Source organism: Kosakonia sp., assembly GCF_032052965.1.
In the GTDB taxonomy this organism is placed as follows: domain Bacteria; phylum Pseudomonadota; class Gammaproteobacteria; order Enterobacterales; family Enterobacteriaceae; genus Kosakonia.
In genome coordinates this window covers 23166-43911 of the sequence record NZ_DAMBVN010000018.1, presented here as the reverse complement: position 1 = coordinate 43911, position 20746 = coordinate 23166, and the positions used below count along the sequence as shown (strand labels likewise).

At 50.3% G+C, this 20746-nt stretch carries 22 protein-coding genes, 3 tRNA genes and 1 pseudogene; 6 read left to right on the top strand and 20 right to left on the bottom strand.

Annotation, left to right across the window (positions count from 1 at the left end; all coding sequences use genetic code 11):
• Positions 1 to 20: 20 nt before the first annotated feature.
• Together flhC and flhD are read right to left on the bottom strand one after the other, a co-directional pair.
• Positions 21 to 599, bottom strand: coding sequence for a flagellar transcriptional regulator FlhC (gene flhC, locus RTX30_RS18370; RefSeq protein ID WP_061494345.1), 579 nt, complete (start codon positions 597 to 599; stop codon positions 21 to 23).
• A gap of 2 nt (positions 600 to 601) precedes the next feature.
• On the bottom strand, positions 602 to 952 hold the full coding sequence (flhD, locus tag RTX30_RS18365) for a flagellar transcriptional regulator FlhD (protein ID WP_061494343.1): 351 nt from the start codon (positions 950 to 952) through the stop codon (positions 602 to 604).
• A gap of 779 nt (positions 953 to 1731) precedes the next feature.
• Between flhD and uspC the strand changes: the two genes are divergently transcribed.
• A complete protein-coding gene (gene uspC / locus RTX30_RS18360; RefSeq protein WP_312691602.1) occupies positions 1732 to 2157 on the top strand; it encodes a universal stress protein UspC in 426 nt (141 codons plus the stop codon).
• 31 nt (positions 2158 to 2188) lie between these two features.
• On the opposite strand, the gene otsA is transcribed toward uspC, so the two are convergent.
• The 8 genes from otsA to azuC all read right to left on the bottom strand — a co-directional run bounded on the left by otsA (position 2189) and on the right by azuC (position 9604).
• Complete coding sequence (otsA, locus tag RTX30_RS18355; RefSeq protein ID WP_312691601.1) at positions 2189 to 3613, bottom strand: alpha,alpha-trehalose-phosphate synthase; 1425 nt, start codon at positions 3611 to 3613, stop codon at positions 2189 to 2191.
• A complete protein-coding gene (gene otsB, locus RTX30_RS18350; protein WP_312691600.1) occupies positions 3588 to 4394 on the bottom strand; it encodes a trehalose-phosphatase in 807 nt (268 codons plus the stop codon). The genes otsA and otsB overlap by 26 nt, the downstream gene beginning before the upstream one ends.
• Positions 4395 to 4580: 186 nt before the next feature.
• The gene (araH, locus tag RTX30_RS18345; protein WP_312691650.1) at positions 4581 to 5561 is read right to left on the bottom strand and encodes an L-arabinose ABC transporter permease AraH; all 981 of its coding nucleotides are present in this window, start codon (positions 5559 to 5561) and stop codon (positions 4581 to 4583) included.
• Between the two features lie 15 nt (positions 5562 to 5576).
• Positions 5577 to 7091, bottom strand: a complete 1515-nt coding sequence (araG, locus tag RTX30_RS18340) for an L-arabinose ABC transporter ATP-binding protein AraG (protein WP_312691599.1) — start codon at positions 7089 to 7091, stop codon at positions 5577 to 5579.
• A gap of 70 nt (positions 7092 to 7161) precedes the next feature.
• On the bottom strand, positions 7162 to 8142 hold the full coding sequence (locus RTX30_RS18335) for an arabinose ABC transporter substrate-binding protein (protein WP_312691598.1): 981 nt from the start codon (positions 8140 to 8142) through the stop codon (positions 7162 to 7164).
• Positions 8143 to 8459: 317 nt separating this feature from the next.
• Positions 8460 to 9017, bottom strand: a complete 558-nt coding sequence (locus RTX30_RS18330; protein WP_312691597.1) for a DJ-1 family glyoxalase III — start codon at positions 9015 to 9017, stop codon at positions 8460 to 8462.
• 130 nt (positions 9018 to 9147) lie between these two features.
• Positions 9148 to 9399 carry a DUF2766 family protein gene (locus RTX30_RS18325; protein ID WP_312691596.1) on the bottom strand — a complete coding sequence of 84 codons (252 nt, stop codon included), beginning with the start codon at positions 9397 to 9399 and terminating at the stop codon, positions 9148 to 9150.
• 121 nt (positions 9400 to 9520) lie between these two features.
• Positions 9521 to 9604: a stress response protein AzuC gene (gene azuC, locus RTX30_RS18320; protein WP_017458329.1), complete on the bottom strand. Its 84-nt coding sequence runs from the start codon at positions 9602 to 9604 to the stop codon at positions 9521 to 9523.
• Between the two features lie 212 nt (positions 9605 to 9816).
• On the opposite strand from azuC, the gene RTX30_RS18315 reads away from it, so the two are divergent.
• Positions 9817 to 11238: an MFS transporter gene (locus tag RTX30_RS18315; protein ID WP_312691595.1), complete on the top strand. Its 1422-nt coding sequence runs from the start codon at positions 9817 to 9819 to the stop codon at positions 11236 to 11238.
• Positions 11239 to 11287: 49 nt separating this feature from the next.
• Here the strand turns inward: RTX30_RS18315 and RTX30_RS18310 are convergent, their stop codons facing one another.
• Positions 11288 to 11926 (bottom strand): RpiB/LacA/LacB family sugar-phosphate isomerase, encoded by a 639-nt coding sequence (locus RTX30_RS18310; protein ID WP_312691594.1) that lies wholly within the window; start codon positions 11924 to 11926, stop codon positions 11288 to 11290.
• 339 nt (positions 11927 to 12265) lie between these two features.
• Here RTX30_RS18310 and yecR point away from each other — a divergent pair, with 339 nt between their 5' ends.
• Both yecR and ftnA read left to right on the top strand, forming a co-directional pair.
• The gene (yecR, locus tag RTX30_RS18305) at positions 12266 to 12598 is read left to right on the top strand and encodes a YecR family lipoprotein (RefSeq protein ID WP_312691593.1); all 333 of its coding nucleotides are present in this window, start codon (positions 12266 to 12268) and stop codon (positions 12596 to 12598) included.
• Positions 12599 to 12804: 206 nt separating this feature from the next.
• Positions 12805 to 13302: a non-heme ferritin gene (ftnA, locus tag RTX30_RS18300; RefSeq protein ID WP_312691592.1), complete on the top strand. Its 498-nt coding sequence runs from the start codon at positions 12805 to 12807 to the stop codon at positions 13300 to 13302.
• A 38-nt stretch (positions 13303 to 13340) separates the two neighbouring features.
• Here ftnA and RTX30_RS18295 read toward each other — a convergent pair whose 3' ends face one another.
• Positions 13341 to 13580, bottom strand: a complete 240-nt coding sequence (locus tag RTX30_RS18295; RefSeq protein ID WP_312691591.1) for a YecH family metal-binding protein — start codon at positions 13578 to 13580, stop codon at positions 13341 to 13343.
• Between the two features lie 67 nt (positions 13581 to 13647).
• Positions 13648 to 14001, bottom strand: a pseudogene (locus tag RTX30_RS18290) (hypothetical protein).
• 223 nt (positions 14002 to 14224) lie between these two features.
• On the opposite strand from RTX30_RS18290, the gene tyrP reads away from it, so the two are divergent.
• Positions 14225 to 15436: a tyrosine transporter TyrP gene (gene tyrP, locus RTX30_RS18285; RefSeq protein WP_312691590.1), complete on the top strand. Its 1212-nt coding sequence runs from the start codon at positions 14225 to 14227 to the stop codon at positions 15434 to 15436.
• A gap of 137 nt (positions 15437 to 15573) precedes the next feature.
• Here tyrP and RTX30_RS18280 read toward each other — a convergent pair.
• The 6 genes from RTX30_RS18280 to uvrY all read right to left on the bottom strand — a co-directional run bounded on the left by RTX30_RS18280 (position 15574) and on the right by uvrY (position 19114).
• Positions 15574 to 15660, bottom strand: a tRNA-Leu gene (locus RTX30_RS18280).
• A gap of 13 nt (positions 15661 to 15673) precedes the next feature.
• Positions 15674 to 15747: transfer RNA gene (locus RTX30_RS18275), tRNA-Cys, on the bottom strand.
• 53 nt (positions 15748 to 15800) lie between these two features.
• Positions 15801 to 15876, bottom strand: a tRNA-Gly gene (locus RTX30_RS18270).
• Between the two features lie 147 nt (positions 15877 to 16023).
• Positions 16024 to 16572, bottom strand: coding sequence for a CDP-diacylglycerol--glycerol-3-phosphate 3-phosphatidyltransferase (pgsA, locus tag RTX30_RS18265; protein ID WP_312691589.1), 549 nt, complete (start codon positions 16570 to 16572; stop codon positions 16024 to 16026).
• Positions 16573 to 16628: 56 nt separating this feature from the next.
• On the bottom strand, positions 16629 to 18461 hold the full coding sequence (gene uvrC, locus RTX30_RS18260) for an excinuclease ABC subunit UvrC (RefSeq protein ID WP_312691588.1): 1833 nt from the start codon (positions 18459 to 18461) through the stop codon (positions 16629 to 16631).
• Positions 18458 to 19114 (bottom strand): UvrY/SirA/GacA family response regulator transcription factor, encoded by a 657-nt coding sequence (gene uvrY, locus RTX30_RS18255; protein WP_312691587.1) that lies wholly within the window; start codon positions 19112 to 19114, stop codon positions 18458 to 18460. The genes uvrC and uvrY overlap by 4 nt, the downstream gene beginning before the upstream one ends.
• A 462-nt stretch (positions 19115 to 19576) precedes the next feature.
• Between uvrY and RTX30_RS18250 the strand changes: the two genes are divergently transcribed.
• The gene (locus RTX30_RS18250) at positions 19577 to 19801 is read left to right on the top strand and encodes a DUF2594 family protein (RefSeq protein WP_312691586.1); all 225 of its coding nucleotides are present in this window, start codon (positions 19577 to 19579) and stop codon (positions 19799 to 19801) included.
• Positions 19802 to 19863: 62 nt separating this feature from the next.
• Here the strand turns inward: RTX30_RS18250 and sdiA are convergent, their stop codons facing one another.
• The gene (gene sdiA, locus RTX30_RS18245) at positions 19864 to 20586 is read right to left on the bottom strand and encodes a transcriptional regulator SdiA (protein WP_312691585.1); all 723 of its coding nucleotides are present in this window, start codon (positions 20584 to 20586) and stop codon (positions 19864 to 19866) included.
• Positions 20587 to 20746 lie beyond the last annotated feature (160 nt).

Sequence of the window (20746 nt, the reverse complement as noted above, 5' to 3'; positions counted from 1 at the left end):
GTGTTTTCCACCTGATTCGGTCAAACAGCCTGATCGATCTGTTCATCCAGCAGTTGTGGAATAATATCGGCAGCATCCCGGGAAAGTTTACGTCTTTTTACCGCGCGAGAAGGCGGCTGGCATAAACTGCAGGCGAAACTACCAACGGGCTGGTGTGCGTGCGTAATAAAATTACCGCCACAGCAATTACAGCGAGACAACTCCAGCATTCCGCTTTCCACGAAACGAACCAGCGTCCAGGCGCGGGTCAGCGCCAGCAGCGGTCCTTCCTCGGCTTGAGGGCATTGCTCCAGGTAGAGTCGGTATGCTTTGATCACAGCGTCAACACCGCTGCACAGACCTGTCTTCAACAGAAATTGCCAGGCGTTACAGAACATGGAAGCGTGAATGTTCTGCTCCCAGGTCATAAACCAGTCAGTGGAGAATGGCAGCATACCTTTCGGCGGCGGGCTACCACGCAACTCTTTGTAGAGTTTAATAAGACGACCACGACTCAGCTGCGTCTCACTTTCCAGCATTTGCAAACGTGCGCCAAGCGTAATCAGTTCCATTGCTAACTGAATATCGCGGGCTTCCTGAACAATGCTTTTTTCGCTCATGATTACGCCCTTTTCTTTCTGGCCGCATCGCCGGTCTGCGAAGACTCATTGAGCAGACGAGTGGAAAGCAGGATCCCGGTATGGACTTGCTGTAAATCATCCACGCGAGATTCCTGGGTCAGACGAGTAATAGTCTGGTGATTGTCGAAACGGAACTGACAGATCAGCTGATTGGTTTCAGCCAGTTTAACCATTTGCGGAAGGGTTAACTCACCCAGCGTGGTCGCCATTTCTTCATTAATGCCAAGACGGAACATTGCGGAGGCTTTGTCCTGGCTGATCAAACGCTGAGCAAGGAGTAAATACGACAGGTTGATGTCGTAAACATGTTTCAGCAACTCGGATGTATGCATTTTTCCCATCCCGAATAACCAACTTGTATCTTATGCGGCTGAGCCGCACCCCGTGATGTCGCCGGGAAAAAACCCGGTATAAAAAAAGAAAGGCTAAATGCATAACTGACTTAGGATCGGTTCAGCAAGGCGCTTCGCTCAAATGTTATTGCCTTGCTAACTTCTTAATCATTTCTTACAAAGAACTAAGATTTTTCCTAATTCGACGCAACTGTACTCGTAGGTGTCCTTACATACAATCTGACCAGAGCGAAATTTTGAAATTTTTGTGATCTACGTCACATAATTTAAGCTATTCTGGGTAAGAAATCTATCAGTCTCGCTTCAGAATTGACGTTTTATTACTCGATTGAGCATCTTTTCTATTCCTTCGACACGAATAGGCATGCAAAGCAGCGTCTAAACATTGTTAACTGGTCGGAGGTTTACCCTCCTGCGTCATAAATATTCAATTTCGCGTGTCTAAATCAGAGACAATAATAAAATCTTATAAAAAACAATAAATTACTATTTAATGATGTCTAATTAATTAGGGCCCGTTATCATTAAGTTGCTCTTAATCAGTACTATCAATAATTTAACAATTTGATCTTAAATTCTCTTAATTTTAGTTAAGAATTTAAATTCGATTAACCCGCTCAATCGGTAGCCATGCCGTTACGTTAGAATAATTAATGAATATTTATGATAACCTTCACAACGCGGCAATATTTCTGGCTTGCACTGCCTGCGGAAAGGGAGTAATGGTGAGAAAAATTTGATTCAAAAAGGAGAGAGACATGCCCTATGCTCATCTTCTGGTCGCTGTGGCGATCACGCCGGAGAGCCGGCAATTGCTGGCCAAAGCTATCGATATCGCCCGTCCTTTCAATGCCCGAATCACCCTGATTACCCTGGCTGCCGATCCCGAACTCTACAACCAACTCGCCGCGCCGATGATGGAAAATGTGCGTGAAGTGTTACAAGAAGAGACACAGCAATTTATGGACGAGTTGATGCACAACGCCGGTTACCCCATAGAGCGCGCTATTATCGCCTCGGGTGAATTAAGCGAACACATTCTGCATACCTGCCGCGAGCGGGGTGTGGATTTGGTGTTGTGCGGGAATCATAACCAGACGTTTTTTTCGCGCGCAGCCTGCTCCGCAAAAAGCATTGTGCGTGCCAGTGAAGTAGACGTATTGCTGGTACCGCTGGGAGTGTAAGAAGCTCCCGCTTACGCGGGAGCCCTGTGTGTCATGCCAGCTTTGGAAAGGTCGCCACATTGTGTTGTAGCTCGCTTTGCTCGCTACGTGGCGTTATGCGCTTTAAATCGCTAATAAACCTCTGCTGCCAGTGCTGAATATCATTTTCCTTGATAATTTCCAGCATTTCAGAGTGACGTGAAATACGCTCCGCCAGTGGCATTTTCAGCGCCCTGTCCATTGCGGAAGCGACGTCATCCCGATCGTAAGGGTTAACAATCAGCGCGGAGGTGAGTTCATTCGCCGCCCCGGCAAATTGCGACAGAATAAGCACCCCTGGGTTTGCCGGATCCTGCGCGGCAACGTACTCCTTGGCCACGAGATTCATCCCATCGCGCAGCGGTGTTACCAGCCCCACTTCCGCATAGCGGAAAACTTTCATCAGTATCTTGCGATCGAAGTGCTGGTTCAAATAGTAGAGCGGTGTCCAGCCAAGTTGACCGTACTTACCGTTGATACGCCCTGCTTCGGTTTCCAATTGATGCCGAATATCCTGGTACGCCTGTACTTCTCCACGTGAAGTTGGCGCAATCTGCGTATAACGAATTTTGCCGTGATGCTCCGGGAATTTCTCCAGCAGAGTTTCATAAGCAAGAAAGCGCTCCGGCAGCCCTTTGGAGTAATCGAGCCGTTCTACAGAGAAGATATTCTTCACGTTTTTGAGCTCGTTCTTCAACTGCGCAAGCTTGGCGGGTAGCGGCCCGGCAGCCTGCTGCGCAATCTCTTCCGGCTCAATGCCAATCGGGTAAACCTCGGTGCGGAAGTTTTTACCCCAGGCGATGTGGTTTTTACCACTGCGCGTGGTAAGCCGGGTTTGCACTGACAAACTGTCGAGAAACGCCAGTCGGTCACTTTCAGTCTGGAAGCCTAATAAATCGTAATCACAGAGCTGCTCCAGCAGTTCCGCATGCGGCGGCAAGGCGTTGAAAATTTCCGGTGTCGGGAATGGAATATGCAGGAAGAAGCCGATTTGATTCTTGACGCCTAACTGTCGAAGTTCGCTTGCAAATGGCAACAGATGGTAATCATGGATCCAAATGATATCGTCCGGCTTCAGGAGCGGTAATAGTTTTTCCGCCAGCAGCGCATTCACTTGCTGGTAGCCTTCCCAGGCTTCACGCTGATAGTTCACCAAATCCAGACGGTAATGGAATGCAGGCCACAATACGGCGTTCGAGAACTGCGAATAATATTGATCGTAATGCTCTTCACTCAGGTTAAAAGAAGCCCAGGTAATGTTCCCTTTGGTGACTTTTTTTAACGGCTGGTCCTCATTGCCAATTTCACCGCTCCAGCCAAACCATAATCCGCCGGTGCTTTTTAACGCCCCGAGGATCCCTACAGCCAGCCCGCCAGCGCTGGTCTTTTTGTCATCAGGCGGTGCAATTCGATTAGATACTACGACTAAGCGACTCATAGCCATCTCTCCTGTTTGTTAGCGCCCGTTGTTTTTGTTGTTGATAATCGGTAATGGATTCAAGCCACTGATAAACCTCGTTGACCCCTTCCAGCCGCCATTTCGCCTCGGTTTCACCTGCCCCGACCTTAATCGACACACCGCCGAGACGGTTAACGGCTTTAAATCCATGTTCGTCGGTAAGATCGTCACCAACAAACACCGGGGTCTTGTCGGTAAACGGCGGCGACTGCAAAAAGGCTTCAATCGCGGCGCCCTTATGAATACCGGACGGTTTCAGCTCGACCACACATTTACCAGGCTGCATAGCCAGTTGCGGAAAGTGTGCGACCATCTTTGTAGCCAGATCATACACCGCCTCTTCATGTTGCGGCGCCTGGCGATAATGCAATGCAAATGCCATACCTTTGGCCTCAATCTCCACACCGTCGAGCGACAATACTCCCTGTCGCAGTTCACGCTCCAGTGGCGCGATGATATTTTCCGGTAACGTGACTCGCTCGGTTTGACCATTGATATCGCGGCGCTCCGCACCATGCACACCAGCAAGGGGGAAGCGATACGGCTTGATGAGCTGTTCAAGCTCAGTGATTGAACGCCCTGAAATCAATGCCAGCGCCCCGTCATTTATCTCGCCAAGCCGCGCCAGTCTGGCAAGGACATCAGCCGGGATAAATACCTCATCCGGGTGCGATTGAATATCTGCGAGGGTGCCATCCAAATCGAAAAAAAAAGCAAAATTTCCGGAAAAGAGAGGCGGTACTGATAACGCGTCTTCCACCCTGGTTTCCTCCTTACAGTCTTGATGAGAGCTGTTATTCATTAACATCTCATTTTCATTAGCCATGTAAGTATAGACAGTGTGACGCTGCTCGCCATTTTAAGCATGACTTACCAGCCGAATTAACGGCTGGTAAGGAAGTGGAGGTAGACTTAAAGTTTGGGTAAAAAATGTCTGTCGTTGCGATCAGACTGTGCGTTTGGCTTTTTGTTTGTAGCGGTCGAAAATCACCGCTGCCAGCAGGATCAGGCCCCGCACCACGTACTGCGAGAAAGGAGAAATATTCAGCAAGTTCATGGCGTTTTCGACCGTACCCAGGATCAGAATACCCGCCACCACATATGAGATTTTCCCGATCCCGCCTTTCAACGAGACGCCACCCAACACGCAGGCCGAAATCACAATCAGCTCATACCCAATCGAGGTCATCGGCTGGCCACTGGTCATACGTGACGCAAGAATAATCCCCGCCGCCGCCGACACCAGACCAGAAAGCACAAAGATGATAATTTTGGTTCTCACCACGGGCACACCAGCCAGTCGCGCGGCTTCTTCATTACCACCGATAGCCAGCGTGTTACGGCCAAACGTGGTTTTGTTAAGCAGGAAACCAAAAATAACCAGGCAGGCCACGGTTAACCAAATTGGCGCAGGCAACCCCAGCCAGTTGGCGTAACCCAGCGTGAAGAAACGTTCGTCTTCAATGCCCACCGCTTTACCATCCGAGATAATATAGGCCAGACCGCGCACAATCTGCATAGTGGCAAGCGTGGTAATAAGGGCATTGATTTTTAAACGCGCAATCACGAAGCCGTTGACTAAACCGCTGATCACGCCCAGCAGTAAACCGGCAAAAACGCCAATCCACAGGCTTTCGGTCATGTTGATCACCACGGCCGTGGTCACACCAGCGCAGGCAATAACCGAAGCGACGGAGAGGTCAAAGTCCCCCGACGCCAGGCAGAACAACATGCCGCAGGCCACCATGCCAGACATGGAAATGGCCAGCCCCAGCCCTTTCATATTGACGAAGCTGGCAAAGTTCGGCACAAAAACGGCGCAGCCCAGGAACAGCACAGCGAACACCACCAGCATGCCGAACTGATCCCAGATCCGACCAAAGCTAAAAGCCGATTTTGTCGTGCGGGACGTAGTTAAAAATGACATCATTCTCTCCTTCACTCAGGCGACAGCCTGGCTAACTTTAGGCATCGCGAGGCTCAGCGCCCGCTGTTCATCGCCCTGACCGTGTAACAATTCACCGGCAATTTCGCCTTCCCGCATTACCACAATGCGGTCCGCCACGCCGAGCACTTCCGGCAAATCGCTGGAGGCGAACAGCACCGCAACGCCTCTTGCAGCCAGCGCATAGATCACGTTGTAGATTTCATGTTTTGCCCCGACATCAATACCGCGGGTCGGCTCATCCAGCAGGATCACTTTCATCTCTTCTGATAACCAGCGCCCAAGGATGGCTTTCTGCTGGTTACCGCCCGAGAGATTCATAATCAGCTGATCGGCGCCGGGGGTTTTGATATTGAGCGAGCGAATGTGGTGTTCAGCGTTCTGGTTCTCCCAGCCGTTATCGATCAGGCAACCAGCGCGAATATATTTCCGTCTGGCACTGATATTGATGTTCTCCTGCACCGAGTGCACCGGGATAATGCCCTCGGCTTTGCGATCCTCCGGACACAACATCATTCCAGCGCGAATCGCATGGGCCGGTTTACGAATGTCCACCAACTCATCGTCAATAAACACCTGCCCTTCACTGATCTGCGTACCGCCAAACAGGCCTTTCATCAGTTCACTGCGCCCGGCCCCCACCAGCCCGAACAGGCCTACGATTTCGCCTTTGCGCACGCTCAGACTGATTGGCGTACGCACGCCTGGCGCTTTGACCTGATCCAGCCGCAAGCGTTCTTCGCCATACTCGCGTGGTTGCCAGCCATAAATATCCCCCAGTTCACGGCCAACCATCGCCTGCACTAACTGATCATGGCTGACCTGCTGCACATCGGTGAAGGTGCGGACATAGCGGCCATCTTTGAAGACGGTAATGGCATCGCTGAGGGCAAAAATCTCCTCCATGCGGTGCGAGACATACAGGATCACACGCCCCTCTTTACGCAATTCGCGGATCACCCGGAAAAGATTGTCGATTTCGCGGGCGGAGAGCGAACTGGTCGGTTCATCGAAGGCGATGATTTTGGCATTGCGGGCCAGCGCCTTGGCGATTTCGACCATCTGCCACTGCCCAATAGAGAGATATTTCAGCGGCGTTTGTGGATCGATATCCAGCCCAAGATGTTTCAGCTGCAGTCCCGCTTCATAGTTCAGCAATGAGCGGTTCACGATGCCGCTTTTATGAGGTAGCTGACCAAGATAAATGTTCTCGGCCACGGTCATTTCCGGCACCAGGTGTAACTCCTGATAAATGATCGCCACACCCGCGTTGAGTGCCGCGGTGGTGTCGGCGAAGGACACCTCTTCGCCTTTAATGGCCAGTGTGCCGGTAGTCGGTGCGTAGTTGCCGCTGAGTATTTTTAACAGCGTCGATTTACCGGCGCCGTTCTCGCCCATCAGGGCATGAACCTGCCCGGCATGGCAATCAAAACTGATCTCGCTGAGCGCTTTGACACCGGGAAACGTCTTGCCGATGCCGCGAAACGAGAGATAAGGGGTAGACTGTTGCATAACGTCTCCGTGAAGCAGTTCATTGGACCTCTGGCTCCCCGCTTAAGCGGGGAGCACAACCAACAGAGAATTACAGTCCTTTTTTCGCCAGCTCTTCTTTGAAGTTATCGCGGGTGATCAGTACCACATCTGTCACCGCTGTGAATTTCGGCGGCTCTACGCCTTTGGTCACCCAGTTGTACAGCAGCTCACTGGTTTTATAACCGTGCACATCCGGGCTTGGCAGCAGAGAACCAAAGAAGCCGGTGGCCTGCGCTTTAGACAGTTCGCTTACCGCATCCACACCGTTAATGCCAATGCCAACAACATCAGCGGCTTTAAAGCCTTGCCCTTCGGTCGCACGCACGCCGCCAAGCACGGTGTTGTCATTCATGCCCAGCACCAGCCAGTGTTTGACTTCAGGGTGTTGCACCAGCAGCGAGTTACCGGCATCAAAAGCGCCGGGGATATCGTTAGATTTGGTAGGCACCTGGTAGATCTGTTTTTCCGGGAAACCGGCTTTTTTCAACGCATCCATTGAGCCCGTCGTACGGCGACGCGCGGTATCCAGCTCATTGGCTGTGATCGCCATTACCGCCGTCTCTTTGACGTTCCAGCCGCGTTTTTGCATCTCTTTATACAGCTCCTGGCCTTGGCGGGCACCGATTTCACTTGCGGCCATCATGACCAGCGGCACGGTGGTCATCGGTTCGCCTTTAGCATTAACGAACTGATCATCAACGGTGATGACTTTCATGTCGTAACCACGGGCTTTGGCGACAATTGCCGAACCCAGTTTTGGATCAGGTGTACAAATGACGAAGCCTTTCGCCCCACTGGCGGCGAGGCTGTCGATGGCATTCAGCGTTTTTTCACCATCCGGCACGGCAATTTTGATCACCTCGAAACCTAAATCTTTGCCTGCCTTATCGGCGAATTTCCATTCAGTTTGAAACCACGGTTCTTCTGGTTGCTTCACCAGGAAGCCCAGCTTCATGGTTTCAGCGATAGCGGATTGTGACATAACGGCAGCCAGGCCGATGGCCGCCAACGCTTTAGTGAATTTGTGCATGGTAAACTCCAGCTTTAGCTTTCTTTTATGTAGGGGAAATCAAATAAAGGTTTCTTTAAAAGTTCATAAAACAAGGCATTAGCGACCATGTTTCCCTGGACGCTGGTGCTGGAAATAGTTTTAGCGGGAAATTGATTCTCCATAGGAGAGCGCCATCACACCGCAGAATTACAGTAATTCCGTACATAAATTCAGCGATATTTCACATAAAATCAGGCGTTTTTGTCGGACAAATGCGGCAGGCAAAAGCAGGATTATCCATAACGTCAGCCAGCTTATCCTTGTACCCGGATACAGGGTGCATCCGGGCGGAAAAATTACCAGCTATAGTAGATATGATCGGCGTGATCTCGCGCCGCGATTTCATCGCCCAGCAAACGTGAAGCGACAGTAAAGGCAAAATCAAACGCCAGGCCTAATCCCTTGCCGCTGATCATGTTGCCATCTTCGACCACCGGTGCGTCTACATACTCGCCATCACGCACGGTTTCATACAACTCACCAGAGCAGACATAACGCCGCCCTTTCAGTAAACCGTTGCCCCCCAGCACCCGCGCAGCAGCAGAGCAAATTGGGCAGATCAGCATGCCTGCAACATCGTGGCGTTCAACAAACTGCAACACCTCCTGGTTAGCAGCAAGGTTCACGCTTCCCTGGGGGCCGCCTGGCAGGATCACGGCGTCGTAAAGTGCATTTATGCGTTCAGTAAGGGTGCTATCCGCCACCATAGGAATGTTGTGGTAGCTGACCACTGCACGTGACTCCGCACAGGCCAGCGTTTCCACTTCAATATTCAGGCGGCGCAAAATATCAATGGTGATAATCGCCTCTGCCTCTTCGAAACCGGGCGCCAACAACACCGCCACTTTTTTCATTTCTGACTCCTCACGTTGAAGATTGATTAACCAAACGGAGTTTATTGTTGATCAAAACAACGTTTCAAAAATCATAGACACGTCACAACGTGGGCAGTCAGCGTGAAGGATGGCAGGAAGCACCTGCGATTTAGTGAGCTTCGCCTTGCGGGGTAAATTTCAGTTCAATTAAGGCAATCGCTTTTTGAATAGCACGACGTGTCACCGCATCGGCGGCGGCAGGGTGACTGGAGAAATCGATGTTTTTAAGCTGGCTGGCCATCTTTTCACGTACTTCTACCGGCGCGATAACGTCGATGACATCGAGGATCTGCTTAATCACTAACTGGCAGGCAACGATATCGGACACCAGTTCCTGATCTTCTGAAAAATTCTGCGTCATATGAGGCTCCTTTACGAAAGGGCGTCATAGTACCGGGAATCGCAGGTTAAGAGTAGTTTTGCGCATTCGTGGCGGTGAATTGCAGGCATAAAAAAACCTGCCTCAGCAGGTTTCTTTATCATCAGAACATAGCGCCTGGCGGTACGTCTTTGAAAGTTTTGCAGTAGGTTTCGAACATGTGTTTCAGGATTTTACGCAATTTCATGTGTTGCTCCGGCGATTTGTTATGCAGGTGTTACGTCTCTATGTGCACATAATATGACCTCCATCACATAAATCAAGTCTTCTGTGATAGAAATCACGTTTCAAAAAATGAAAATGCAGTAGCTTTGTTAAAAATAGGATTATAAATCTGAGAGTTAGCTCGCTAAAAATTTCTTTAGTATTCTCAACTTTTTTTAAATGGCAGATCACAACATGCGTGAAAGTACCCTTTCGCGAAAGACAGCAGGTCTTTCTCCCGCAGCGCTCCTGGTCGCCGGCGCTTTCTTTATGGAGTTTATTGATGGCACGGTGATCGCCACCGCCTTACCGGATATGGCAAAAAGCTTCGGCGTCGAAGCCGTGGCGCTCAATATTGGTATTAGTGCTTATCTGATCACTCTGGCGGTGTTGATCCCCGCTAGTGGCTGGATTGCAGATCGGTTTGGCGCACGCAATGTATTTTCTATGGCGCTGCTCATTTTTACCCTTGCCTCGGTGTTATGTGGGCTGTCTACCAGCGCCGACATGTTCGTGGCCATGCGCATTCTGCAGGGTGTTGGTGGCGCGTTGATGGTCCCTGTTGGTCGGCTTGCGGTACTGCGCACCACGCCAAAACATCAACTGATCACAGCCATTGCCACCCTGACGTGGCCAGCACTGGTTGCGCCGATTATTGGTCCACCGCTCGGCGGTTTTATTACTCACTATGCCGACTGGCGTTGGATCTTCTTTATTAATGTCCCCCTTGGCGTACTGGCTATTGCGCTGGCGTTGCGGATTATCCCTGACATTCGCGAAGAAGAGCGACGCCCGTTCGATGTACCGGGCTTTATTGCCACGGCTGTGGCCATGGTCAGCCTGGTCTATGCAATGGAAGCCCTCGGGTCAGAACATCCCCAGGGCCTACTGACTGCAGGTCTGCTGGTGCTGGGTGGCGTTACGCTGGCCTTTACTTTGCGCCATTTCCGGCGTGCGCGCTGGCCGATGATCCGCCTGGACGCCATGACAGTCCCGACGTTTCGCGTAACTTTGTATGGCGGTTCGTTATTTCGCGCATCTATCAGTGCCGTGCCGTTTTTGCTACCTCTGATGTTCCAGGTGGGCTTCGGAATGGATCCGTTCCATGCCGGGTTGTTAGTGCTGGCGGTTTTTGCCGGGAATCTCAGTATTAAGCCCGCAACCACACCATTGATTCGCTGGCTGGGTTTTAAAAAGTTGCTGCTGATTAATGGCGCATTGAACGTGCTGGCGTTACTGGCTTGCGCGCTGCTGACCTCCCACACCCCAGTGTGGCTTACTTTTTTGATCCTCTACCTTGGCGGCGTGTTTCGTTCTATCCAGTTTACCGGGGTGAGCACCCTGGCATTCGCCGATGTGCCCTCCGCACAGATGAGTTACGCCAACACGTTATTCAGTACCGCCACACAACTTGCGGTTGGCCTTGGCATTACGCTTGGGGCAATAGGTATTCGTATTGGCGAGCAGGTCAGCGCATGGCTGAATATGACCGCCATTGAGGGGAGCAGTTTCCGCCTGGCATTTGTCTTTATTGCGCTGATTTGCCTGGTCGGCATGGTGGATACACTGCGGCTGACAAAGCATGCTGGCAGCACGGTGTCGCAGAAAAAAGCGTAGTGAGTGAGTAAGGAAGAGAAGCCGCAACAGACGTTGCGGCTTTTTTACATCAGGCAAGGATTTCGCGCACAAACGCTTCGATCTCTTTGCTCTGGCAATTTTCAAAGAAGCACTGCTGGAAGCGTTCACCGGAAACCGCTGTTTTCACCAGATCGCGGTCAATAGCGCGCAGCGTATCAAGGTAGTTCTCTTTCACTACTGCAGCTTTAACCTGATTCAGGATACCGGCGTTACGTACCTGTGGCTCTTTACGCTCCGGCGGATAGCCTTCGCCTTTGCGACCGGTAAACGCTTTTTCAAAAATAAAGCGTACGTTCAGTTCTGCGCCCCAGCCGAAACCTTTGGCAAATGGCAGCGCCAGCGCGTTACCGTTGTTGATCTGGGCAAACAGGAAGGCGTCAGCCGGATCGATACAATATCCGCATACCACACCTGGGTGAATGTTCAGGGACATCAGCGCGCCCTGCCCGGTACCACAACCGGTCACCACAAAGTCCACCGCTTTCGCGTTCAGCAGGATACTGGCCATAATCCCAAGATGGATGTAGGTCAGATGATGATCGTTCTCGTCGCTCATGCCCACGTTGAATACCGGGAAATCTTTCTCGTCAGCAACACTCTTCAGTTCTTTCAGGATGATGGCGTTTTTAGCAGCCTGGCTGTTTTCCATCATCAGTGCGATTTTCATTTTTTATCTCCTGTGAACAGACTTCAGATAGCAAAGGTTGCATAAACCTTACTACCTGACAAACATACTTTCAAATTTAATGAAAAATGGTTTTAAAAATCAAAGGGCGGCTCACAGTTTTGATGGGTTGTGAGGAAGATCCCATTGACGGAAAGCGTTAACGCGCGGGCTGTCATCAATAGCGACGCAGGAGCGCCGGGGAGTAAAGGCACTATTATGGTTAGGACGCAAATCGCCCCCGTTACGATAAGTAATGCAGGTTCTGCAGGTTATTCCACCGATTGCCTCTACATCAACACGATAAGATGCGAACATGCCAAAATGAATCAGGGCGATTTGATGAAAAAAATAGTTATTGCGGCTTCACTGATAATGCTCAGTGGCTGTAGCTTTACCAAACAGGCGAAAGTCAGTGAAGTGGATCCCATCAGCGGTCTGGTGCGGCTCAGTTTCAACCAGCAGATGTTGCAAACCGCGAGTTACGACCAAAGCGCCGCGCAAAGCACTGCCAACAAACAGTGCCAGCAGATGGGCTATGCCACTGCCGTGTCGTATGGCAGGCCAGTCGAAACCTGTAGTCTGATTAGCGGTTCTGTCTGCATGAATACCAAGGTCACTATCCAGTATCAGTGCCGGGGCATGGCTTTTAATCACGGCACGGCAACCTGGTAATCGCTAAAAGCTGGCATAACAATGCTGGCTTTTTCTTTTATTAATAATCAAAACAATTCTCATTTAATTATATTATTTCCTGCAATGCGTTTTATTCTCATTCTCTTTTTTTCGAGACTTAATTTTTATTTTACCTTTTGCAAATAATTAAATAACAAATTATAGTGGCCGCTGCTAATCACCATTATAAATTCCGGAGCCGCACCATGTTAAAAGCAGAGATGATTGAAAAATTAAATGAACAAATGAATCTGGAACTGTTTTCTTCCCTGCTCTATCAACAAATGAGCGCCTGGTGCAGCTTCCATAGTTTTGAAGGTGCTGCCGCGTTTTTGCGTCGCCATGCTCAGGAAGAAATGACGCATATGCAACGCCTGTTCGACTACCTGACCGATACTGGCAGCCTGCCGCGCATCAGCACCATTGACTCGCCGGTGGCGGATTATGCATCGCTCGATGTTTTGTTCCGCGCGACTTACGAACACGAACAACTGATCACGCAGAAAATTAATGAGCTGGCGCATGTTGCAATGACCACGCAGGATTATCCGACCTTTAATTTCCTGCAATGGTATGTTGCGGAACAACATGAAGAAGAGAAACTGTTTAAATCCGTTATTGATAAATTATCTCTGGTGGGTAAAAGCGGCGAAGGCCTTTACTTCGTCGATAAAGAACTGGCGACGCTCGACGCACAGAATTAATTACCATGGCGGTAAAGTTTGCTTTACCGCCTTTTTTATTAATGCGGGCAGATTTTACTTTCGTGCGTCGAGAACCCCTCTTCGACGGGAATAAACTTTCCTTTTGCGGCCAAAAACAGCACCAACTCCTTCGCCGTCATCCCCTCGGCTGAACAGGTATGAAAACGCGCCTCCGCACCGAAGCGGGCAACGATTGCCGCTACCAGGCTCTCATGTGAATAGTGTTCGCCTGAAGAAATCATCATATTCAACACTTCATGACCGTGAATTGACGCCATAAATATCCCTCGCAAAAAGGTGCATCATATACACCTCTTTGCTTACGAACGTTGCGTTAAAACAGGTTTACATACTTCCGGCGCAGCGAGTGCAGCGCCCGTCCTGTTGATTTACTGCGCGGTAAAAATAGCGATAATATTTCGTCTCCAGCGCAATACCATGCACACAGAAGACATCGGTCAGCCAGTCGACATTTTCAATAATCCAGGCATCTTCTTCTGCTCCCTCGGCAAACGTCTCATCCACCGGGTCAATAACCGAGTAACTGCCCCAGGTGCCCATATTCTTCTCCCCACGCCATTCTGGTCATTCCATTGGCCCGTCGTGCCAGCGAATGATTCAGTGACCGTGGCACAGCAAATTTCCGCCTCGAGACCAATGTGCTGTAAAGGGATTCATACTCCCTATCACCTTTCTCATCATTTTGAAAACTTACCACTGCTTTTTAAGCCATGAAGAATGGCGGGCAAAAACATCCCTCTGATGAAGTGGTTAAACTCTTGGGTCCCTTGAGGCAAATACACTGCCCCGTAACGTAAAGAATAAATTACACCCATTGTAACGGCCGTTTGACGAAATCACTGAATTCCCTTACTCTGCGCCGCAGATTGATTGGGCTATACGTTTTATTTCAGAGGAAAGCGTGAAAAATCGAACACTTGGAAGTGTTTTTATCGTAGCGGGTACCACGATTGGTGCCGGAATGCTGGCGATGCCGCTGGCGGCAGCTGGCGTGGGCTTTACCACGACGCTGGTTTTGCTTTTCACCCTGTGGGCTGTGATGTGTTACACCGCCCTGTTACTGCTGGAAGTTTACCAACATGTGCCAGCAGACACCGGCTTAGGTTCGCTCGCGCATCGCTATTTAGGACGCTACGGTCAGTGGATCACCGGCTTTAGCATGATGTTTTTGATGTACGCGTTGACAGCGGCTTATATCAGCGGTGCCGGGGAATTACTGGCTTCAAGCCTGAATCAATGGCTTGCGCTTAATCTTTCCCCCGTGGCGGGCGTATTGATCTTCACCCTGGTGGCAGGCGGGGTTGTCTGCGTGGGAACATCGCTGGTCGATTTGTTCAACCGCTTTTTATTCAGTGCCAAAATACTCTTCCTGGTGTTGATGCTGGTGCTGTTGATGCCGCATGTTCACCAGGCCAATTTGTTGACAATGCCGCTGGAAAAAGGTCTGGCGCTTTCTGCGATGCCGGTGATTTTCACTTCATTTGGCTTTCACGGCAGTGTACCGAGTATTGTCAGTTATATGGGCGGAAACATTCGTAAACTGCGAATGATCTTTATCACGGGCAGCGCAATCCCGCTGGTTGCGTATATTTTCTGGCAACTGGCAACGCTGGGTAGTATCAGCTCTTCCACTTTTATGGGCTTACTCGCGACTCAGGCAGGATTAAATGGGTTACTGCAAGCTTTACGTGAAGTGGTCGCATCGCCACATGTGGAGCTTGCGGTGCACCTGTTCGCAGACCTGGCGCTGGCGACCTCTTTCCTGGGCGTTTCGCTTGGGTTATTCGACTATCTCGCAGATTTGTTCCAGCGGCGTAATAACGCCTTCGGTCGCCTGCAAAGCGGTTTTATCACTTTCCTGCCGCCGCTGGCCTTTGCCCTCTTCTACCCGCGAGGTTTTGTTATGGCGCTGGGATATGCCGGTGTGGCGCTTTCTGTACTGGCACTGTTGCTGCCGTCAATGCTGGCCTGGCAAAGCCGTAAGCATCATCCGCACAGCGCTTACCGCGTGCTGGGGGGCAAACCGGCGCTATGCCTGATTTTTGCCTGCGGTATTGCTATTATTGCGATTCAGTTCGCCATCGTTGCGGGTGTGCTACCCGAGGTGGGTTAACAGACGAGGACAAACCGCGCGGGAGTTTGCTGCTCTGCGCGGTTTTTTTATATCTGCCAGATAACAGGCACAAAAAAACCACCTTTCGGTGGTTTTACGACACTGCTTATTGCTTTGATTATTCTGTTCTTTCCCAATGGTACCCGGAGCGGGACTTGAACCCGCACAGCGCGAACGCCGAGGGATTTTAAATCCCTTGTGTCTACCGATTCCACCATCCGGGCTTCGGGAAGAAATTGGAGGCGCGTTCCGGAGTCGAACCGGACTAGACGGATTTGCAATCCGCTACATAACCGCTTTGCTAACGCGCCAGATTCTTCAGGCTTTTCAGCCGGCATCCGCTAAAACAGCCGATGCATTAAACTGGAGCGGGAAACGAGACTCGAACTCGCGACCCCGACCTTGGCAAGGTCGTGCTCTACCAACTGAGCTATTCCCGCTTATCAAGCTTGTTGTAATCACTTGATTTTATTATCTTCTGGCGAGCTACGCTGCCTTCCGATGCGTTGCATTCTACTTACCTGACGCACTGAGTCAACGATATTTTTCAAAAGGCGGATCGTTTGCTGAAAATTACAACGAAACGATCACTGTTCAAGCAAATCGCCGCGCGCCGCGTTCAGGTATTGCAACATGGACCACAGCGTCAGCACCGCAGCGACAAAGAACAGCGCAATCCCGGCGTATTCTACCCATACATTGGGACGCCACAGCAACCACACCAACGCCGCCATTTGCGATGTCGTTTTGACTTTACCGATCCAGGACACCGCCACACGGCTGCGTTTACCCATTTCGGCCATCCATTCACGCAATGCGGAAATGATGATCTCGCGGGCAATCATCGTGGCAGCCGGTAACGTAACCCACCAGCTGTGATAATGCTCAGCAACCAGTACCATCGCAATCGCTACCAGCACCTTATCCGCAACCGGATCGAGAAAAGCGCCAAAACGCGTGCTTTGGTTCCAGCGGCGCGCCAGAAAGCCGTCAAACCAGTCAGTGACGGCGGCACAACAAAAAATCAGGGCGCAGACAAACGGAGCCCACTGAAAAGGAAGATAAAACGCCAGCACGAAAAACGGGATCAGGATGACGCGAAAAAGGGTGAGCAACGTAGGGATATTGAATCGCATAGCGGCGTTAACTGTCTGTTGTCCGTGAATATTCGCTCTATGGTGCTACAGAGCCCTTAATGTTTCAACGAGTAGTAGATCTTTTCTGCCAGCGCCTGAGAGATCCCCGGCACTTTTGAGATTTCTTCAATGCTGGCATTGAGTAAACCTTGCAAGCCGCCCATATATTTCAGCAGCATTTGCCGGCGTTTGGGACCCACACCCTCAATCGTTTCCAGCGTACTGGTATTTTTCACTTTCGCACGTTTTTTTCGGTGCCCGCTGATCGCATGATCGTGGGACTCGTCACGAATGTGCTGAATAACATGCAACGCGGGTGAATCCGGCGGCAAGCTAAAGCCCTCGCCTTCCGGCTCGAAGAACAACGTCTCAAGCCCGGCTTTGCGATCTGCCCCTTTCGCCACGCCCAGTAACAACGGTCTGTCTTTATCCCACTCGACCTCCAGCCCGGCAAACACCGCTTTTGCCTGACCAAGCTGTCCCTTCCCGCCGTCGATTAAAATAACATCCGGGATTTTACTCTCTTCGATGGCCTTACCATAACGACGACGCAACACCTGATTCATCGCGGCATAATCATCCCCCGGCGTAATGCCGGTGATGTTGTAGCGGCGATACTCGGCACGCAGCGGACCGTTTGCATCAAACACCACGCAGGAGGCAATGGTTTGTTCACCCATGGTGTGGCTAATGTCAAAACACTCCATACGCTTTATTTCAGGCAGTTCAAGCACGCTGGCCAGCGCTGCAAGGCGTTGATGCACAGTCGACTGTTGAGAAAGCTTAGTGCTGAGCGCTGTAGCCGCATTGGTTCGTGCAAGCTTAAGATAACGCGCCCGGTCACCGCGCGGTTTGGTCTGCACGTTAACGCGCCGTCCCGCCAGTTCCGATAATGAGTCGCTCAGGAGAGTTTTATCGCTGAGATTAAAGTCGAGCAGGATCTCCGTTGGCAACGTGCGCATCTGGCTCCCCTGCAAGTAGAACTGGCCAACAAAGGTTTCCACCACTTCGCCAAGCTCCGTGCCACCCGGAACTTTCGGGAAGTAGCTGCGGCTGCCAAGCACTTTACCCTGGCGAATAAAAAGTACGTGCACACACGCCATACCGGCATCAAACGACACGCCAATGACATCCAGGTCGTCGCCATTATTGGAAACAAACTGTTTTTCAGTGACCCGGCGAACGGCCTGAATCTGATCGCGGATCCGCGCGGCTTCCTCAAACTCCAGTGCCTGGCTGGCTTTCTCCATGCGGGCAATAAGCTGCGTCAGCACTTGATCATCTTTGCCCGCAAGGAACATGCGCACGTAATCAACTTGTTGCGCATACTCTTCTTCACTGACCAGCCCGGCCACACAGGGCCCAAGACAGCGGCCAATCTGGTACTGTAAACAGGGACGTGAGCGGTTACGGTAAACGCTGTTTTCACACTGGCGCACCGGAAATATTTTTTGCAGCAACGCCAACGTTTCGCGCACAGCGTAACCATTGGGGAACGGGCCGAAATACTCACCTTTGGCATGTTTTGCACCCCGGTGCATCGCCAGACGCGGGTGAGTATCGCCGCTGAGAAAAATAAAGGGATAGGATTTATCGTCACGCAACAGCACGTTATAACGCGGCTGATAGAGCTTGATGTAATTATGCTCAAGCAATAACGCTTCTGTTTCGGTGTGCGTAACGGTGACATCGATTTGCTGGATTTGCGCGACCAGCGCTTCGGTTTTACGCGATGCCAGGTTGCCCCGGAAATAGCTGGAAAGCCGTTTTTTCAGGTCTTTCGCTTTACCGACATAGATGACAGTACCGCCGGTATCATACATACGATAGACACCGGGTTTACTGGTAACCGTTTTAAGAAAGGCTTTAGAATCAAAAACTTCAGTCACTGACTTGTTAACGTCTCCGCATTACACAAACCATGGCGAATCGCGAGGTGCGTCAGTTCGACATCACCATGAATGTTCAATTTACTGAACATGCGGTAGCGATAGCTGTTCACTGTTTTCGGGCTCAGATGCAACTGCTCTGAGATCTCATTGACCTTCTGGCCTTTGGTGATCATCAGCATAATCTGCAATTCTCGTTCAGACAAACTGGAGAACGGCGAGTCCGTTTTTTCAGGTTCGATTTGGCTTAGCGCCATTTGCTGAGCGATATCTGAAGCGATATAACGCTGGCCGGAATGGACAGAGCGGATGGCATTCACCACTTCCTGCGGCGCGGCACCTTTGCTGAGATAGCCTGCTGCACCCGCCTGCATCACTTTTGCTGGCAGAGGGTTTTCTGTATGAACCGTGAGCATAATAACTTTGGTGTCGACATTGCCGCGTGCAATTTTGCGCGTAGCTTCAAGGCCGCCAATACCGGGCATGTTCATGTCCATCAAGACAACATCGACGGAGTTGGCGCGACACCACTTGATGGCATCTTCACCGCAACAGACCTCGCCAGAGACTTTTATGCCCTTAATATCTTCAAGAATGCGTCGTATCCCTGCGCGCACCAGCTCATGGTCATCAACAAGTAGTACGTTGATCAAAGGAGTATCTCCGAAATAGGGATAACGCTGCTGAAAATTAACTCGCCATATATTAGCGTTTTTTTACCCAACAGTGAATGACTAAAAACAGTGCCAGCCGGATTTTGCTCTCGTTTTTGGAAATTAGATTGTACAAAAAGTGGAAACGCATCTTCTGTTTTCAAGCGCAGCGCGGGAAAATTTTGGCGCCATTTTTCATAAAGTTACCGAAAAAATGTATTTCCGTTATCAATAATTAAGCCATGAAATTTGTAACAACTATTAAACTCATCCCGCTTCGATAGATCATATATTTTCCGGGGCAAAATAACTGCTCATTTTTAATGCATCGCAAGTTTAATTTAATAACCCCTGTCAGGATAAAAAACATCCTCTGCTTTCTTTTGCGGGCAATATGGTATACTCGCGCGCTTTGACAGTGATCGTCGCGCAGAGGCGCGGCAACGTAACGAGGAAAATAAATTGAGCACACCTGATTTTTCCACTGCTGATAATGCAAAGGAACTGGCACTGGAAGTTTCCTGCCTGAAATCATTGATGACATTGATGTTACAGGCAATGGGACAGGCTGACGCAGGCCGCGTCATCATTAAAATGGAAAAACAAATCGATCAGATGGAAGATGAAACGCAGGCGGCCGTTTTTTCCAGCACTGTTAAACAAATTAAACAAGCTTATCGCCAGTAATTAAGCCGGCTGTCGGATATTTCCGGCAGCCGTTTGTCTGGCATGCACTGCCCAAAGTCGGCTTAAATCATGCCAGTCGCGGCCGCATAGCAGGCAATCTGGGTTTTATTCGGCGCGTTGAATTTTTTCTGCATGTTTTTTTGGTGAAAGTTGACGGTATTTTCCGATATCGACAGGATCATCGCGATTTCCGCCGACGTTTTCCCTTCAGCCGTCCACTTCAGGATTTCTTTTTCCCGCTTACTGAATTTCATTTCCGGCGTCACAACCAGCTCGTGCCCCAGTCGCGACAACATGAGCAGGCTCATTTGCACCAGCGTCTGTAGGCGCATTTCGATTTCATCATCAGGCATCATTTTTGCCAGCATGCTGCTACGGGAAACCGACAGGAAACCGAGCGAATGATTCGGCAACATCAGACACTGGGAAATACCTTTGCGCAAACCGTGGTCGCGGGCAGCATCCCACAAGGTCATGGCGTCCTGGAAGAGTTTGTCATTCCATGGTAGATGTCCCTGAATAAAATTCTCCGCTTTCAACACCGGATCGATGGCGAAAAAATTCTCCGCCTGATAGTGCTGCATCCACGCTACGGGATAGGTGGTTTCCACACTGATCTTCGGCCGGGTAAACGGCACCGGATGGCGAACACAAAGCGAAAAATAATCGAATTCCAGCTGCTGCGTCTGCCGCTGTAACTCGGAATAAATTTCTTCCGCGGTTGTCATCTCCTGGAATCGCGCCAAGATATCGCGACGCCAGTTAAAAAAATCTTTCTCCTGCATACCGACCGGTAATACCCCTGGTTTTTAATAATCATTATTTTGTATACAATAAACTAACACATAAAACTTAATTATAAATATAAAATATCGGCGTTTCTGGAAATAAGTTGGTTTTATTACCGACTTTAACAGCGGCGGCAGGATGGAAGATCTGGGGGCG

Bases quoted from the DNA above. Each gene is read 5' to 3' on its own strand.
- flhC (WP_061494345.1), bottom strand. From the start codon at position 599: ATGAGCGAAAAAAGCATTGTTCAGGAAGCCCGCGATATTCAGTTAGCA.
- flhD (WP_061494343.1), bottom strand. From the start codon at position 952: ATGCATACATCCGAGTTGCTGAAACATGTTTACGACATCAACCTGTCG.
- uspC (WP_312691602.1), top strand. From the start codon at position 1,732: ATGCCCTATGCTCATCTTCTGGTCGCTGTGGCGATCACGCCGGAGAGC.
- otsA (WP_312691601.1), bottom strand. From the start codon at position 3,613: ATGAGTCGCTTAGTCGTAGTATCTAATCGAATTGCACCGCCTGATGAC.
- araH (WP_312691650.1), bottom strand. From the start codon at position 5,561: ATGTCATTTTTAACTACGTCCCGCACGACAAAATCGGCTTTTAGCTTT.
- araG (WP_312691599.1), bottom strand. From the start codon at position 7,091: ATGCAACAGTCTACCCCTTATCTCTCGTTTCGCGGCATCGGCAAGACG.
- RTX30_RS18335 (WP_312691598.1), bottom strand. From the start codon at position 8,142: ATGCACAAATTCACTAAAGCGTTGGCGGCCATCGGCCTGGCTGCCGTT.
- RTX30_RS18330 (WP_312691597.1), bottom strand. From the start codon at position 9,017: ATGAAAAAAGTGGCGGTGTTGTTGGCGCCCGGTTTCGAAGAGGCAGAG.
- RTX30_RS18325 (WP_312691596.1), bottom strand. From the start codon at position 9,399: ATGACGCAGAATTTTTCAGAAGATCAGGAACTGGTGTCCGATATCGTT.
- azuC (WP_017458329.1), bottom strand. From the start codon at position 9,604: ATGAAATTGCGTAAAATCCTGAAACACATGTTCGAAACCTACTGCAAA.
- RTX30_RS18315 (WP_312691595.1), top strand. From the start codon at position 9,817: ATGCGTGAAAGTACCCTTTCGCGAAAGACAGCAGGTCTTTCTCCCGCA.
- RTX30_RS18310 (WP_312691594.1), bottom strand. From the start codon at position 11,926: ATGAAAATCGCACTGATGATGGAAAACAGCCAGGCTGCTAAAAACGCC.
- yecR (WP_312691593.1), top strand. From the start codon at position 12,266: ATGAAAAAAATAGTTATTGCGGCTTCACTGATAATGCTCAGTGGCTGT.
- ftnA (WP_312691592.1), top strand. From the start codon at position 12,805: ATGTTAAAAGCAGAGATGATTGAAAAATTAAATGAACAAATGAATCTG.
- RTX30_RS18295 (WP_312691591.1), bottom strand. From the start codon at position 13,580: ATGGCGTCAATTCACGGTCATGAAGTGTTGAATATGATGATTTCTTCA.
- pgsA (WP_312691589.1), bottom strand. From the start codon at position 16,572: ATGCGATTCAATATCCCTACGTTGCTCACCCTTTTTCGCGTCATCCTG.
- sdiA (WP_312691585.1), bottom strand. From the start codon at position 20,586: ATGCAGGAGAAAGATTTTTTTAACTGGCGTCGCGATATCTTGGCGCGA.